This is a genomic window from Bacillus safensis, from assembly GCF_039619585.1.
GTDB lineage: Bacteria > Bacillota > Bacilli > Bacillales > Bacillaceae > Bacillus > Bacillus safensis.
In genome coordinates, this window is sequence record NZ_CP154909.1 from 3,681,431 (window position 1) to 3,697,266 (window position 15,836).

A 15,836-nucleotide genomic window follows, 5' to 3' on the forward strand; every position below is an offset into this window, starting at 1 on the left:
TCCTTTCTATTCTGCTATCTTCGCAATACGCCCCTGCTCTAAATATACTAAAAGGATAGAAATATCAGCAGGGTTAACGCCTGAAATACGAGAAGCCTGTGCAACAGAAAGCGGTCGGACTTCTTTCAGCTTTTGTTTCGCTTCAGTTGCAATCCCTTTGATGGCATCATAATCAATACGATCAGGAATCTTTTTGTTCTCCATCTTTTTCAGTTTTTCAACTTGCTGGAGTGACTTTTCAATATAACCTTCGTATTTAATTTGAATCTCTACCTGCTCACACACATCAGAAGGAAGCGGTGTTTCCGCAGGAGCTAATTTCACAACAGTTTCATAATTCATTTCTGGACGTTTCATCAAATCACTTGCACGAATGCCGTCCTTCAACTCACTTCCACCGAGTGAACGAATAAATTCTTGAGTCTCTGCTGTAGGTTTAATGATCACAGAATATAAACGTTTTTTCTCTGCTTCAATGGCTTCTTTTTTCTGCTGGAATGCTTGGAATCTTTCTTCAGAAATTAATCCAATTTGATAGCCAAGTTCAGTTAATCTTAAATCAGCATTGTCATGACGTAGAAGGAGACGATACTCAGCACGTGATGTCAAGAGACGGTATGGTTCATTTGTTCCTTTTGTGACAAGGTCATCGATGAGGACACCGATATATGCATCAGATCGGCTTAAAATGACTTCTTCTTTACCTAATGCTTTTCTTCCTGCATTAATACCTGCCATAATCCCTTGACCTGCTGCTTCCTCATAACCAGACGTACCATTAATTTGGCCGGCTGTATATAATCCAGAAATTTTCTTCGTCTCAAGTGTAGGCCACAACTGAGTAGGCACAATCGCATCATACTCGATGGCATAACCCGCTCTCATCATTTGAACATTCTCGAGTCCTGGGATGGTTGAAAGCATGCGCTGCTGTACATCCTCCGGAAGACTTGTAGACAATCCTTGAACATAAACTTCCTGCGTATTACGACCTTCTGGCTCTAAGAAAATTTGATGTCTCGGTTTATCATTGAAACGAACCACTTTATCTTCAATGGACGGGCAGTATCTAGGACCAGTTCCTTTAATCATACCTGAATACATTGGAGAACGGTGAAGATTCTCATCAATAATTTGATGGGTCTCTAAACTCGTGTACGTTAACCAGCATGGCAGCTGGTCAGTAATATATTCAACCGTTTCATAGGAGAATGCCCGCGGGACATCATCACCTGGTTGAATTTCTGTTTTACTATAGTCAATCGAGTGACTATTCACTCGAGGAGGAGTTCCTGTTTTAAAGCGAACCAAATCGAATCCTAGTTCTGCTAAATGATCCGATAATTTAATGGAAGGCTGCTGGTTATTTGGACCGCTTGAATACGAAAGGTCTCCTAAAATGATGCGGCCTTTTAAGAAAGTCCCTGTCGTTAAAACAACAGACTTTGCACGATAGTTCGCCCCCGTCTGAGTAACAACACCTTTACATTCATCATCTTCTACAATTAAATGATCTACCATACCTTGCAGCATTGTCAGGTTTGGTTCATTTTCCATTGTTTTTTTCATTTCATGCTGATATTGGAACTTATCTGCTTGCGCTCTTAACGCACGGACAGCAGGTCCTTTCCCCGTATTCAGCATGCGCATTTGAATATGCGTCTTATCTATATTTCGTGCCATTTCTCCGCCTAGAGCATCAATTTCTCTGACGACAATCCCTTTTGCGGGGCCGCCTACAGACGGATTACATGGCATAAAAGCAACCATATCGAGGTTGATAGTCAATACAAGTGTTTTGGCGCCCTGTCTTGCAGAAGCAAGAGCAGCCTCAACTCCAGCATGACCGGCACCCACGACGATTACGTCATAATTGCCAGCTTCATAACCCATTTCTTATGTTCCTCCCTTTACTTTCCTAAACAGAATTGAGAGAATAACTGATCAATCAAGCTTTCATGAACAGCATCTCCAATAATTTCACCTAACTGTTCCCAGCAGCGTGTTAAATCTATTTGAACTATATCGATCGGTACGTCCATTTCAATTCCTTCAAGAGCATCCTCAATGGATTGTTTTGCTGCCTGAAGAAGAGCAATATGCCTTGTGTTACTTACATACGTTAAATCTCCACTTTCAATTGAACCCGTGAAAAAGAGTGATTGAATCGCAATTTCAAGCTCATCAATCCCCTTTTCTTGTAATAAGGATGTAGTAACCACCGGACGATCCTTCGCTAACTGCTTGACCTTTTCGATATCAAGCTTAGGCTCAAGATCTGTCTTATTCACGATTACGATGATATCCATGCCTGAGACGGCCTCAAAAAGTTTGATATCCTCTTCTGACAATTCCTCACTATAATTGAGCACAAGTAAAATCAGGTCAGCTTCTTTTAAGACCTGTCTAGATCGTTCAACCCCTATACGCTCAACAATGTCCTCCGTCTCACGTATACCCGCAGTATCGACTAAACGAAGCGGTACACCTCTAACATTTACATATTCCTCAATGACATCTCTCGTTGTTCCAGGAATATCCGTTACAATCGCTTTTGTTTCCTGTACAAGACTATTCAACAAGGAAGACTTCCCAACATTCGGTCTTCCAATAATGACAGTAGATAAGCCTTCGCGCAGTATTTTCCCCTGCTGAGAAGTCGTTAACAGTGACTCAATTTCCTTTTTCACTGATGTTGCCTTTTCAACTAAAACCCGATGCGTCATTTCTTCAACATCGTCATACTCAGGATAGTCAATATTGACTTCAACATGGGCCAGTGTTTCCAATATCTCGCCGCGAAGTCGTTTAATCAAACCTGAGAGGCGTCCCTCCATTTGAGTAATCGCTACATTCATCGCACGATCTGTCTTTGCGCGAATTAAATCCATTACCGCTTCAGCCTGCGAAAGATCAATTCTTCCATTTAAGAAAGCTCGTTTTGTAAACTCACCTGGCTCCGCTAATCTTGCTCCTTCTCTTAAAGCAAGCTGCAGTACTTTATTGACCGTTACAATCCCGCCATGGCAGTTAATCTCAATAACGTCTTCTCTCGTAAATGTTTTTGGCGCTCTTAATACTGACACCATGACCTCTTCTATGACTTGCTCAGTGCTAGAATCCACAATATGACCATAATGAATCGTATGTGAATCCACCGATAAAAGTTTTTTCTCCTTAGGACCTTTATACATCCGATCAGCAATCTGTACCGCATCAGGTCCGCTTAAACGAATAATCGCAATTGCTCCTTCACCCATCGGTGTCGAAATTGCTGCAATTGTATCCATCGCTCATTCACCTCTTTCTCTACTTAATAGAAAGTCTGTTATCTATTAAATGGACAATGTCCATCTCTATATCAAAAACGCTTAATCCAAAATTTAAAGATACCATAAATGAAAGCGAAGTGAAAGTATCCCATATCTAATTATCCACAGCTTTGCATCTTATCTATTTTAACACTTAACTTATCCACATGTGAATAACGACGTTTGAAACTTGTCTTCACATCTTACACCTAAATCCAATAAATTTAAACGCCCTGATCCCTATACTTACTTGTTAAATTGGCGTTTTGCACTCATATCACACACTCATTTTTTAGAAATAAAGGATGAATCCTCTATAAAAAGCAATTTTTCAATAAAAAAAGACTAAAATCCAGCTTTGCTGAATCTTAGCCTTTCTGCTATTTTTTATACAGCACCACAACATGACGTTTGCTGCCTGTATCTTCAGATGCCGTTGCAAGTTCTTTAGAGAATGCAGCAATCGCATCATGAACAATTTTTCGTTCATTCGAAGGCATTGGTTCTAAATGAACCTTTCTCTTCGTTTTTAAAACCCGATTTGCTGTTTTGACTGCATATTGTTCAAGTGCTTCTTGTCGTTTCTTCCTATAATCGCCAATATCAATTGTTATATGATGATACTGATCAGAATAACGATTAAACACTAGCTGTACCAACGTTTCTAAAGAGTACAATGTCTGGCCTCTTTTTCCAATCATTAATGACGTTTTATCTCCATCAATGTGGTAAGAAATGTTTTTCGGTTCCTGTTTGGAAATAATCTTTGCTTTAGGATCAATAGACTTAACAATTTTATCTAAATACTGTGTAGCTAATTTAAATGCATTTATCTTTTCTACTAACTTGACCACAGCTTGTCTTTTACCAAATAATCCCAAAAACCCTTTATTTCCTTCATCTACTATTGTGATTTCTACTTCTTCTTGTAGTAGCTGAATTTGTTTAAGTCCGGAATCTACTGCTTCTTCGATTGTGCGACCGACAGCAGTTATTTCCTTCATTTTTTATTCCCGCCAGCTTTTTCTTTTGTATCAACTTTTACTTGAGGTGTTTTAATCACCAATGTTTGAATGATCATGAAAATGTTACCTACAACCCAGTACAATGAAAGTGCTGCTGGGAAACTAATTGCAAACACAACGATCATAATCGGCATCACCCATAGCATGATAGCCATTTGAGGGTTGTCCGAAGGATTTCCAGCCATCATCAGCTTTTGCTGAATGAAAGTAGCTACACCCGCAATAATCGGTAATAGGAACAATGGATCTGGGCTGCCTAAGTCAAACCATAAGAATGTATGCTTTTTAATTTCTGCTGTTCTCATAATTGCATGATAGAAACCAATAAGGATTGGCATTTGAATTAAAATTGGGAAACAGCCTGCTAATGGATTGACGCCATTTTTTTGAAAAAGGGCCATTGTTTCCTGCTGAAGCTGCTGCTGTGTTTTTTGATCTTTAGAGCTATATTTTTCACGAAGCTTTTTCAATTCAGGCTGTAATGCTTGCATCGCTTTTGTACTTCTTAACTGTTTAATCATTAATGGTAAAATAAGCAAGCGAATTAACAGTGTTACAATAATAATCGCTACACCATAGTTTTCACCAGTTAAGTTTGCCATGTACGTGATTAATTGAGATAGCGGGTAAACAATATAAGAATTCCAGAATCCCTTACTATCTGATGTAATTGGTTCATTGATCTGTGTACATCCTGCCAATAAAACCAATACGCCAATCAAGCTAAATATTAGTAATAATCGCCTTTTCAACAAGATTCCTCCCATTACTTCAAACTTTATTTAAGTTGGAATTGATTAAGAAAGTGACTCACCTAATCAGTATGGTAACATTTTTTCTTTGCAAAGTGGTGGTTTCATTTTAATTCACTAGATGAAGGAAGCGCTTTTAAAAATTGATTCAACGAAAGTTTCTATTACGAAGACTTTTTCGGTTGTTGTTGATAAACAGCGGATTTTCTAAATAAATGTTGGAGAGACTTCTTTGTTTCTTCAAAGGTCAAATCACTCGCTGGTTTTCGTGCAATGACAATGTAGTCTTTTTCTTGCTTTAACTTATGACCTTCCTCTAAAAACACCTGACGGATCAGACGTTTAATTCGGTTTCTCATCACTGCATTACCAATCTTCTTACTGACAGACAATCCTAAACGCAGTTCAACTTGATTTGGCTGATCCAGCTGGTAAATAACGAATTGGCGATTTGCCATTGATTGACCTTTTTTGAACACCTTTTGAAACTCTTCATTTTTTTTTAGCCTGTTTCGCTTCTTCATGTTTTCTTCCACTCCGATAAAAACTGACAGTTCATTTACGATTTTATGTAAAAAAGACCACTGACATTATTCAGTGGCCTAAGCTGATAATTTTTTTCTACCTTTGCTGCGGCGTCGCTTTAAAACTAGACGTCCGTTTTTAGTACTCATACGGCTGCGGAAGCCATGAACTTTACTACGCTTACGGTTATTTGGTTGAAACGTTCTTTTCATTTATGACACCTCCCTGAGGAATAGCTGTTTAAGACAGTCTAACTCATTATATTTGTGTAACCCATCGATTGTCAATATCAATGATAAAACTCTTATTATCAACCTTATAAGCATAACATAAATTATCAAACGAAGAAACCTTCTTTTTTAGTTTCCAGCATTTTATTCTCTTTTTCCTCCTAAAAGACCTTCAAAACAAGAATGTGGATATTTTTCCGGCATATTTAGACTATCCACACCCATTATCGACATTTTTTTCACACAAATAACTGATGTGGATAATTATTTTTCAACAGGATGTAAAGTGTGTGGATAAGTTTGTGACACCCATTGCACCATCTTGTTTATTTTGATATTATATTTGTGTTTTAACTCTTAATTACTTATCTGGCCCTTTTATATTATCCACAAATTGTGGATAACCTGTGGAAAGTTATTACACAGCCTGTTGAATTGTTTATCCACAGCTTGTGTAATTTGTCGAAAAGACGTTTTTCTACTATATTAATTGTTTTCAACAATGTATGTGCACGAATGGTGATGACCATTTGCTCTTTTTCGTGTTCTATAACAGTTTGATACTGGTCATTTTAAAAAGAAAAGGAGGGGGGAGAAGCCTTATGGAAAATATTTTGGATCTGTGGAATAAAGCACTTCAAAAAATAGAGACAAAATTGAGCAAACCCAGTTTTGAGACATGGATGAAATCGACAAAAGCCCATTCTCTTCAGGGAGATACGCTTACAATTACGGCACCTAATGAATTTGCTAGAGATTGGCTTGAGTCAAGATATCTTCACTTAATTGCTGATACCATCTATGAACTAACAGGTGAAGAGCTCAGCATTAAATTTATTATTCCTCAAAATCAGGACGAAGAGGAAGCCATGCCAAAGTCTCCTATCAAAAAAATGTCTAAAGAAGAGCCCGTTGACATTCCACAAAATATGCTGAATCCAAAATATACATTTGATACTTTTGTTATTGGTTCAGGCAACCGTTTTGCTCATGCCGCTTCACTTGCAGTCGCGGAAGCACCAGCAAAAGCATATAACCCGCTTTTTATTTATGGGGGCGTTGGTTTAGGAAAGACTCACTTGATGCATGCGATTGGTCATTACGTGATCGACCATAATCCATCGGCCAAAGTGGTCTATCTATCATCTGAAAAATTTACTAATGAATTTATCAACTCAATTCGAGATAACAAAGCTGTCGACTTCCGTAACCGCTATCGGAATGTAGATGTGCTTTTGATAGATGATATTCAATTTCTAGCAGGAAAAGAACAAACACAAGAAGAGTTTTTCCATACATTCAACACACTTCACGAAGAAAGTAAGCAAATCGTCATTTCTAGTGACCGGCCTCCGAAGGAAATTCCGACACTTGAAGACAGATTACGCTCTCGATTTGAATGGGGCTTAATTACAGATATTACCCCGCCAGATCTAGAAACGCGCATCGCAATTCTGCGCAAAAAAGCAAAGGCAGAAGGCTTGGACATTCCAAATGAAGTCATGCTGTACATTGCCAATCAAATCGACAGCAACATTCGTGAGCTGGAGGGTGCTTTGATTCGTGTTGTTGCTTACTCATCTTTAATTAATAAAGACATTAATGCAGATCTAGCAGCTGAGGCGCTAAAGGACATCATTCCTTCATCAAAGCCTAAGGTCATTACAATTAAAGATATTCAAAGAATTGTAGGGCAGCAATTTAATATTCGATTAGAGGATTTCAAAGCAAAGAAACGTACGAAGTCAGTTGCTTATCCAAGACAAATTGCCATGTACCTCTCTAGAGAAATGACCGATTCCTCTCTGCCTAAAATCGGAGAAGAATTTGGCGGTCGTGATCATACGACTGTCATTCATGCTCATGAGAAGATTTCGAAATTAATTGTTGAAGATGAACAGCTTCAGCAGCATGTCAAAGAGATCAAAGAACAATTAAAATAACCAAGCTGATATAATGAGTACGGGAAAATGTGAATAACTAGAGCATAGTCATACACAGTCTGTCCACATGTGGATAGGCTGTCTTTCCTTTCTTTTTCATGACTTATCCACATATTCACAAGCCCTACTATTACTTCTACGATTTTTATTAATAAAATATATATACATGTCATTAAGAAAATTTAGGAGGACCACTATGAAATTCACGATTCAAAAAGATCGTCTTGTCCAAAGTGTCCAAGATGTATTAAAGGCTGTATCCTCTAGAACAACGATTCCTATTTTGACAGGGATTAAAATTGTTGCGTCTGATGAAGGGGTTTCTCTAACAGGAAGCGATTCTGATATCTCAATTGAATCTTTCATTCCTCAAAGAGATGGAGATTTAGAGGTTATCACCATTGATCGTCCGGGAAGTATTGTGCTTCAAGCCCGCTTCTTTAGTGAAATTGTAAAGAAACTACCTATGTCTACTGTCGAAATTGAAGTAGAACAAAATCACCTGACGATCATCCGCTCTGGTTCAGCGGAATTTAACCTAAACGGCTTAGATGCTGAAGAATATCCGCATCTTCCACAAATTGAAGAGCATCATGCATTTCAAATTCCGACAGATCTGCTTAAAAACTTAATTCGTCAAACTGTTTTTGCAGTGTCCACCTCAGAAACACGACCTATCTTGACAGGTGTAAACTGGAAGGTGGAAAAAGGTGAATTAATATGCACGGCGACGGATAGCCACCGTCTTGCTTTAAGAAAAGCGAAGCTAGATATTAACGAGGAAAGTTCGTATAATGTCGTGATTCCAGGGAAGAGTTTAACAGAGCTAAGTAAAATTCTTGATGATGGACAAGATCTTGTGAGCATCGTCATTACAGAAACCCAAGTTCTTTTTAAAGCACAAAATGTGCTGTTCTTCTCAAGGTTGCTGGATGGAAATTATCCAGATACAGCTCGTCTGATCCCGCAAGAAAGTAAAACGGATGTCGTGGTCAACACGAAAGAGTTCCTTCAAGCCATTGATCGTGCATCACTTTTGGCAAGAGAAGGACGTAATAATGTCGTGAAACTGTCAGCTGATCCTGAACAAAGCCTTGAAATCTCTTCTAATTCACCTGAGATCGGTAAAGTGGTGGAGACGGTTCAAGCGGATGACATTAAAGGGGAAGATCTTAAAATCTCCTTCAGTCCAAAATATATGCTGGATGCGTTAAAAGTATTAGAGGGAACAGATATTCATGTAAGCTTCACTGGTGCAATGAGACCGTTCCTGCTGCGTACGCCGAATGATGATTCTATCTTGCAATTGATTCTTCCGGTAAGAACGTATTAATTCAAACTAAAATGGCTGCTGTGTGAGTGCACAGCAGCTTTTCTTCTCGTTTTCCATGCTTTCTTTCATCCCAGTTGGCTTTCCCCCTTTCCTTCTTGTCTTGTTTTTTAGTACAATTAGATATTAGTGATATTGAAAGAGGTCGATACAATGCCTAATCTTATAACCATTGAAACAGAAATGATTACATTAGGGCAGTTTTTGAAATTAGCCGAAGTCATCCAATCTGGCGGAATGGCGAAATGGTTTTTAAGTGAACATGAGGTGTTCATAAATCAAGAGCCAGATAATAGACGGGGACGCAAACTATACCCAGGAGATGTTGTCGAGATTGAAGGTTACGGCACATTTCAAGTTGTGAATTAGAAACGGGTGACAATACATGTACATTCAAAGTCTGGCGTTAACTTCATACCGAAACTATGAACACACCGAGCTTCAATTCGACAATAAGGTGAATGTCATGATCGGTGAGAATGCCCAAGGTAAAACGAACTTGATGGAAGCGATCTATGTATTGTCGATGGCAAAGTCTCATCGTACGTCAAATGATAAAGAACTTATCCGATGGGACCAAGACTATGCTAAAATAGAAGGTAGAGTCATTAAAAAAAATGGTCCACTCCCAATGCAGCTCGTGATCTCAAAAAAAGGGAAAAAGGGCAAGGTCAATCACATTGAACAACAGAAGCTCAGTCATTATGTTGGTGCATTAAACACCATCATGTTTGCGCCAGAGGACTTAAGTCTTGTGAAGGGCAGCCCGCAAATCCGCAGAAGATTCCTCGACATGGAGATTGGACAAGTTTCTGCTGTCTACTTGCATGATTTATCGCTCTATCAAAAAATCCTTTCTCAGCGGAATCATTACTTGAAACAATTGCAGACAAGAAAGCAATCGGATCAAGCGATGCTGGAGATTTTAACAGAGCAGTTGATTGATGCGGCAGCGAAAGTGGTCAAAAGACGACTGACTTTTACGAAACAGCTCGAAAAATGGGCGCAGCCGCTGCATTTTGGGATTTCTAGAGAGCTAGAAACACTCACGCTCCAATACCAGACGGCAATAGAGGTATCAGAAGCGTCAGACTTGTCGAAAATAAAGAATAGCTATGAAGAATCGTTTCAGAAACTAAGAGAGAGAGAAATAGACCGAGGGGTGACACTGTGGGGACCTCACAGAGATGACCTGCTTTTCTTTGTGAATGGCCGGGATGTTCAGACATATGGCTCTCAAGGGCAGCAAAGAACAACAGCTCTTTCACTAAAGCTGGCAGAAATTGATCTGATACATGAAGAAATCGGAGAATATCCTATTCTTCTACTTGATGATGTGTTATCTGAACTTGATGATTACAGACAGTCTCATTTGCTCCATACCATTCAGGGGCGAGTACAGACCTTCGTCACCACAACAAGTGTTGAAGGCATCGATCACGCCACCCTGAAAGAAGCGGAAATTTTCAGAGTAGCCAGTGGAAAAGTAATTGACTGATAAATGAGGTGTGAGTCTTGTATATTCATTTAGGTGATGATTGTGTTGTTTCTACACGAGAGATTGTCGCAATTGTTGATTACAAAATGAGGTCGTCTTCTGTTGTAGAAGAATTTCTACAACAACAGGAGAAACATATCATTTCGTTATCACAAGGGACACCCAAATCCATTGTCGTCACAACTGAGTCTGTTTATTACTCTCCTCTTTCCTCAAGCACGCTCAAAAAACGTGCTTCGTTTGTGATTGAAATTGAAGTCTAAAAGCTCAATTCATATAAATATATCGTTTAAGAAAAGTGTAGGTGAATGTACGTGGCAATGGAACAGCAACATAATAGTTATGATGAAAATCAGATACAGGTGCTTGAAGGACTAGAAGCTGTTAGAAAACGTCCAGGAATGTACATTGGGTCAACCAATGCAAAAGGACTTCACCATCTTGTATGGGAAATTGTCGACAACAGTATTGATGAGGCATTAGCTGGTTATTGTACAGACATTACAGTGCAAATTGAAAAGGATAACAGCATTACAGTAAAAGATAATGGCCGCGGGATTCCTGTTGGAATTCATGAGAAAATGGGGCGTCCTGCCGTAGAGGTCATTATGACTGTTCTTCACGCTGGCGGTAAATTTGACGGCAGCGGTTATAAAGTATCTGGCGGTCTGCATGGTGTAGGGGCATCTGTTGTAAATGCATTATCTACTACCTTAGACGTGACCGTATACCGTGACGGAAAAATTCATTATCAGCAGTTCAAACGCGGTGTTCCAGTGGGAGATTTAGAGGTTATTGGTGAAACAGATGTAACCGGGACAACAACCCACTTTGTGCCAGATCCAGAAATTTTCACGGAAACCATTGAATTTGATTACGATACACTTGCTAACCGTGTTCGTGAGTTAGCTTTCTTAACAAAAGGTGTAAATATCATCATAGAAGACTTGCGTGAAGGCAAAGAGCGGAGAAATGAATACTGCTACGAAGGCGGTATTAAGAGCTATGTAGAACATTTAAACCGCTCAAAAGAAGTCGTTCATGAAGAACCTGTGTACATCGAAGGTGAGAAAGACGGAATCACAGTTGAAGTAGCATTACAATATAACGATTCCTATACAAGCAATATCTATTCCTTCGCCAACAATATCAACACGTATGAAGGCGGAACACACGAAGCTGGTTTTAAAACCGGTCTAACGCGTGTCATCAATGACTATGCTCGTAAAAATGGCGTATTCAAAGATGGGGATGCGAATTTAAGTGGTGAAGATGTGCGAGAAGGCTTAACAGCCATTATCTCCATCAAACATCCAGACCCTCAATTCGAAGGGCAAACGAAGACAAAGCTTGGGAACTCAGAAGCGAGAACCATCACAGACTCCCTTTTCTCAGAAGCACTTGAGAAATTCTTGCTTGAAAATCCTGATTCTGCGAAAAAAATTGTGGAAAAAGGACTGATGGCAGCTCGTGCAAGAATGGCTGCCAAAAAGGCTCGTGAGCTGACAAGACGTAAAAGTGCGCTGGAAGTCTCCAGCTTACCTGGGAAACTGGCGGACTGTTCTTCTAAAGATCCTTCCATCTCTGAGCTCTATATTGTAGAGGGAGATTCTGCGGGCGGATCTGCTAAGCAAGGCCGTGATCGCCACTTCCAAGCGATCTTACCGTTAAGAGGGAAGATCCTAAACGTAGAAAAAGCTCGTTTAGATAAAATTTTATCGAACAACGAGGTTCGTGCAATGATTACAGCGTTAGGAACTGGAATCGGAGAAGACTTCACTTTAGAGAAAGCACGCTATCACAAAGTTGTGATCATGACAGATGCCGATGTAGATGGAGCGCATATCCGAACGCTTCTCTTAACATTCTTCTATCGTTACATGCGTCAAATCATTGAAAACGGTTATGTGTATATTGCACAGCCGCCTTTATATAAAGTGCAGCAAGGAAAACGTGTGGAGTACGTGTATAACGATAAACAGCTGGATGAGCTGTTAAAATCACTACCTCAAACACCAAAGCCTGGACTTCAGCGTTATAAAGGTCTTGGAGAGATGAATGCTACTCAGCTTTGGGAAACAACAATGGACCCTGATGCGAGAACACTTCTTCAAGTCACACTTGAGGATGCGATCGATGCTGATGAGACATTTGAAATGCTGATGGGAGATAAAGTAGAGCCGAGACGGAACTTTATCGAAGAAAATGCACAATACGTGAAAAACCTTGATATTTAGATGAATCCCTCCTGAGAACAACCTTATTTCTTGTTTGGAATAAGGTTGTTTTTCAAGAAACAGGGGTGTGAAACGAATGTCCTGGTTTTCCGTGTTTTCGTTGATTTTCTAGTAAATTAATGTGTATAAAGCCGAGATTATTGATATAATGAAGAATAGTCTTGTGAAGATAAATACATATTTTACTCCCACATAATTTATTTCATGTGATACGTAAAGGGAGGTTCTTATAGTGAGTGAACAACATACACCAAATGTACGCGAAGTGAATATTAGTCAAGAAATGCGTACGTCCTTTTTAGATTATGCAATGAGTGTTATTGTTTCGCGTGCATTACCAGATGTGCGAGATGGATTGAAGCCCGTGCATCGAAGAATTTTGTATGCGATGAATGACCTAGGTATGACAAGTGATAAACCATTTAAGAAATCTGCACGTATCGTTGGAGAAGTTATCGGTAAGTACCACCCTCACGGTGACAGCGCTGTGTACGAAGCGATGGTTCGTATGGCGCAAGACTTCAACTATCGAAATATGCTGGTTGAAGGACACGGAAACTTTGGTTCTGTCGATGGAGACAGTGCAGCAGCAATGCGTTATACTGAGGCGCGTCTATCTAAAATTTCAATGGAAATCCTTCGTGATATCACCAAGGATACGATTGATTATCAAGATAACTACGATGGCAGTGAAAGAGAACCAATCGTCATGCCTGCTCGTTTCCCGAACTTATTAGTCAACGGGGCAACAGGTATCGCTGTAGGGATGGCAACCAACATTCCGCCTCACCAGCTAGGTGAAGTGATTGATGGTGTACTGGCAATTAGTCAAAGTCCGGAAATGACAACACAGGAACTAATGGAGATCATTCCAGGACCAGACTTCCCAACTGCGGGACAAATCATTGGCCGAAGCGGAATCCGTAAGGCATATGAAACAGGCCGGGGCTCTATTACATTACGTGCTAAGTCTATCATCGAAGAAACATCCAGCGGTAAGCAGCGGATTGTCATCAATGAAATTCCATATCAGGTCAACAAAGCCCGTTTGATCGAAAAAATCGCTGATCTTGTGCGCGATAAAAAGATCGATGGCATTACAGATCTGCGTGACGAGTCTGATCGTAATGGAATGCGGATTGTGATTGAACTGCGAAGAGACGCGAACGCCCACGTTCTATTAAACAATCTTTATAAACAAACGACACTTCAAACGTCATTTGGGATCAACTTATTGGCACTAGTTGATGGACAGCCGAAAGTCTTGTCCCTCAAACAATGTCTTGAATATTATTTAGAGCATCAAAAAGTGATTATTCGCAGAAGAACAGCATATGAACTTCGTAAAGCCGAAGCAAGAGCTCATATTCTAGAAGGTTTAAGAATCGCTCTTGACCACTTAGATGAAGTCATTGCATTAATTAGAAGCTCTCAAACTGCTGAAATCGCGAGAAATGGCTTAATGGAGAACTATAGCTTGTCCGAAAAACAAGCACAGGCCATTCTTGATATGCGTCTTCAGCGCTTAACTGGTTTGGAAAGAGAAAAGATAGAAGAAGAATACAAAGGGCTTGTTGATTTGATTGCTGAGTTGAAAGCCATTTTAGCAGACAATGAGAAAGTTCTTGAAATCATTAGAGAAGAATTAACAGAAATCAAAGAACGTTTCAATGATACGCGCCGTACTGAAATTGTGACAGCAGGTATTGAAACAATTGAAGACGAAGATTTGATTCCTGTTGAGAACATCGTGATTACGCTGACTCATAATGGTTATATCAAGCGTCTGCCTGCATCAACATACCGCAGTCAAAAAAGAGGCGGTAAAGGTGTTCAGGGAATGGGAACCAATGAGGATGATTTCGTAGAACAGCTGATTTCAACATCTACCCATGATACGATCCTCTTCTTCTCTAATAAAGGGAAGGTTTATCGTGCGAAGGGATATGAGATTCCTGAATTCGGACGGACAGCGAAAGGGATTCCGATTATTAACCTGCTTGAAGTAGAAAAGGGAGAGTGGATTAATGCCATTATTCCGGTAAGCGAATTTGATGAAGATTCGTATCTCTTCTTTACAACAAGACACGGTGTATCAAAACGAACCTCATTGTCTCAGTTTGCCAACATTCGAAACAATGGACTTATCGCATTAAGTCTTCGTGACGAAGATGAACTGATGGCTGTCCGTTTAACCAATGGAGAAAAACAAATCATCATTGGAACGAAAAAAGGTATGCTGATTCGTTTCGACGAGACAGATGTTCGTGAAATGGGGCGTACGGCAGCTGGCGTGAAAGGAATTACGCTTTCTGAAGATGACATCGTCGTTGGGATGGAAATCCTTGAGCCAGATGCAAACGTATTGATTGTCACCGAAAAAGGATATGGTAAGTTAACACCTGAAAAAGAATACCGTGTTCAAAGTCGGGGCGGTAAAGGTCTTAAAACATGTAAAATCACTGACAACAATGGTCCGCTTGTCGCAGTGAAGGCGACGAATGCTGAAGCTGAAGAGGACTTGATGATTATTACAGGAAGCGGTGTGATCATTCGTATGGCCGTTTCAGACATTTCAACAACAGGTCGAGTCACTCAAGGTGTCCGCCTGATCCGTCTAGGTGATGATGAACATGTCGCTACAGTGGCATTAGTTGAACAATCACAAGAAGATGATGAAGAGAATTCTGAAGAAAACGTAGAAACTATAGAGTCAGATCAAGAGCAATCTGAGTAAAAATAAAGCCGGTTTTTCACCGGCTTTATTTTTTTCTAAAAAAACATGAGTTTTTTTGAAATTTATAATGCTTTTTTCATAGATATGTGTTAATCTTTCAAAGGAGCAAAAAGAGGCTCTATTTTTTATCTCTGTTACAGTGGAAACTTCTTAAAAAAATAAAATGTTTTTCAAGAAAAATGTTGACTGTTGATAGAGATATATGATATATTTAAGTGGTCGCTTTAAGAGAGTGACAAACAAGTTCC

The 15,836-nt window shown here is 39.6% G+C and carries 13 protein-coding genes; 7 read left to right on the plus strand and 6 right to left on the minus strand.

Going from position 1 to position 15,836, the window contains the following annotated elements; translation table 11 throughout:
• Positions 1-6 precede the first annotated feature (6 nt).
• The 6 genes from mnmG to rpmH form a co-directional block, all read right to left on the minus strand.
• On the minus strand, positions 7-1,893 hold the full coding sequence (gene mnmG / locus AAYR28_RS18895) for a tRNA uridine-5-carboxymethylaminomethyl(34) synthesis enzyme MnmG (RefSeq protein WP_211044106.1): 1,887 nt from the start codon (positions 1,891-1,893) through the stop codon (positions 7-9).
• A gap of 17 nt (positions 1,894-1,910) precedes the next feature.
• The gene (gene mnmE, locus AAYR28_RS18900) at positions 1,911-3,290 is read right to left on the minus strand and encodes a tRNA uridine-5-carboxymethylaminomethyl(34) synthesis GTPase MnmE (RefSeq protein ID WP_345808907.1); all 1,380 of its coding nucleotides are present in this window, start codon (positions 3,288-3,290) and stop codon (positions 1,911-1,913) included.
• Between the two features lie 401 nt (positions 3,291-3,691).
• Positions 3,692-4,315: an RNA-binding cell elongation regulator Jag/EloR gene (gene jag, locus AAYR28_RS18905; protein ID WP_034283644.1), complete on the minus strand. Its 624-nt coding sequence runs from the start codon at positions 4,313-4,315 to the stop codon at positions 3,692-3,694.
• Positions 4,312-5,094, minus strand: coding sequence for a YidC family membrane integrase SpoIIIJ (spoIIIJ, locus tag AAYR28_RS18910; RefSeq protein ID WP_087976621.1), 783 nt, complete (start codon positions 5,092-5,094; stop codon positions 4,312-4,314). Before spoIIIJ ends, jag begins: the two co-directional genes overlap by 4 nt.
• Before the next feature lie 158 nt (positions 5,095-5,252).
• Entirely contained in the window at positions 5,253-5,612 is a 360-nt protein-coding gene (gene rnpA, locus AAYR28_RS18915) for a ribonuclease P protein component (RefSeq protein WP_101677461.1), read from the minus strand.
• A 78-nt stretch (positions 5,613-5,690) separates the two neighbouring features.
• On the minus strand, positions 5,691-5,825 hold the full coding sequence (gene rpmH / locus AAYR28_RS18920; protein ID WP_073208224.1) for a 50S ribosomal protein L34: 135 nt from the start codon (positions 5,823-5,825) through the stop codon (positions 5,691-5,693).
• A gap of 620 nt (positions 5,826-6,445) precedes the next feature.
• Between rpmH and dnaA the strand changes: the two genes are divergently transcribed.
• The 7 genes from dnaA to gyrA all read left to right on the plus strand — a co-directional run bounded on the left by dnaA (position 6,446) and on the right by gyrA (position 15,588).
• A complete protein-coding gene (gene dnaA / locus AAYR28_RS18925; RefSeq protein ID WP_024424073.1) occupies positions 6,446-7,786 on the plus strand; it encodes a chromosomal replication initiator protein DnaA in 1,341 nt (446 codons plus the stop codon).
• 196 nt (positions 7,787-7,982) lie between these two features.
• Entirely contained in the window at positions 7,983-9,119 is a 1,137-nt protein-coding gene (gene dnaN / locus AAYR28_RS18930; protein WP_024424074.1) for a DNA polymerase III subunit beta, read from the plus strand.
• 150 nt (positions 9,120-9,269) lie between these two features.
• Positions 9,270-9,485 carry a S4 domain-containing protein YaaA gene (gene yaaA, locus AAYR28_RS18935; RefSeq protein WP_008360916.1) on the plus strand — a complete coding sequence of 72 codons (216 nt, stop codon included), beginning with the start codon at positions 9,270-9,272 and terminating at the stop codon, positions 9,483-9,485.
• A 16-nt stretch (positions 9,486-9,501) separates the two neighbouring features.
• Positions 9,502-10,614 (plus strand): DNA replication/repair protein RecF, encoded by a 1,113-nt coding sequence (recF, locus tag AAYR28_RS18940; protein WP_041105878.1) that lies wholly within the window; start codon positions 9,502-9,504, stop codon positions 10,612-10,614.
• A gap of 17 nt (positions 10,615-10,631) precedes the next feature.
• Positions 10,632-10,877: an extracellular matrix regulator RemB gene (gene remB / locus AAYR28_RS18945; RefSeq protein ID WP_101677460.1), complete on the plus strand. Its 246-nt coding sequence runs from the start codon at positions 10,632-10,634 to the stop codon at positions 10,875-10,877.
• 57 nt (positions 10,878-10,934) lie between these two features.
• Positions 10,935-12,851: a DNA topoisomerase (ATP-hydrolyzing) subunit B gene (gyrB, locus tag AAYR28_RS18950; RefSeq protein ID WP_041118480.1), complete on the plus strand. Its 1,917-nt coding sequence runs from the start codon at positions 10,935-10,937 to the stop codon at positions 12,849-12,851.
• A gap of 232 nt (positions 12,852-13,083) precedes the next feature.
• Complete coding sequence (gene gyrA / locus AAYR28_RS18955; protein WP_034283649.1) at positions 13,084-15,588, plus strand: DNA gyrase subunit A; 2,505 nt, start codon at positions 13,084-13,086, stop codon at positions 15,586-15,588.
• The last annotated feature ends 248 nt before the right edge of the window (positions 15,589-15,836 follow it).

What these genes read in the sequence shown, in the direction of transcription:
- mnmG (WP_211044106.1), bottom strand. Translation starts at nt 1,893, where the DNA reads ATGGGTTATGAAGCTGGCAATTATGACGTAATCGTCGTGGGTGCCGGT.
- mnmE (WP_345808907.1), bottom strand. Translation starts at nt 3,290, where the DNA reads ATGGATACAATTGCAGCAATTTCGACACCGATGGGTGAAGGAGCAATT.
- jag (WP_034283644.1), bottom strand. Translation starts at nt 4,315, where the DNA reads ATGAAGGAAATAACTGCTGTCGGTCGCACAATCGAAGAAGCAGTAGAT.
- rnpA (WP_101677461.1), bottom strand. Translation starts at nt 5,612, where the DNA reads ATGAAGAAGCGAAACAGGCTAAAAAAAAATGAAGAGTTTCAAAAGGTG.
- rpmH (WP_073208224.1), bottom strand. Translation starts at nt 5,825, where the DNA reads ATGAAAAGAACGTTTCAACCAAATAACCGTAAGCGTAGTAAAGTTCAT.
- dnaA (WP_024424073.1), top strand. Translation starts at nt 6,446, where the DNA reads ATGGAAAATATTTTGGATCTGTGGAATAAAGCACTTCAAAAAATAGAG.
- dnaN (WP_024424074.1), top strand. Translation starts at nt 7,983, where the DNA reads ATGAAATTCACGATTCAAAAAGATCGTCTTGTCCAAAGTGTCCAAGAT.
- yaaA (WP_008360916.1), top strand. Translation starts at nt 9,270, where the DNA reads ATGCCTAATCTTATAACCATTGAAACAGAAATGATTACATTAGGGCAG.
- recF (WP_041105878.1), top strand. Translation starts at nt 9,502, where the DNA reads ATGTACATTCAAAGTCTGGCGTTAACTTCATACCGAAACTATGAACAC.
- gyrB (WP_041118480.1), top strand. Translation starts at nt 10,935, where the DNA reads ATGGAACAGCAACATAATAGTTATGATGAAAATCAGATACAGGTGCTT.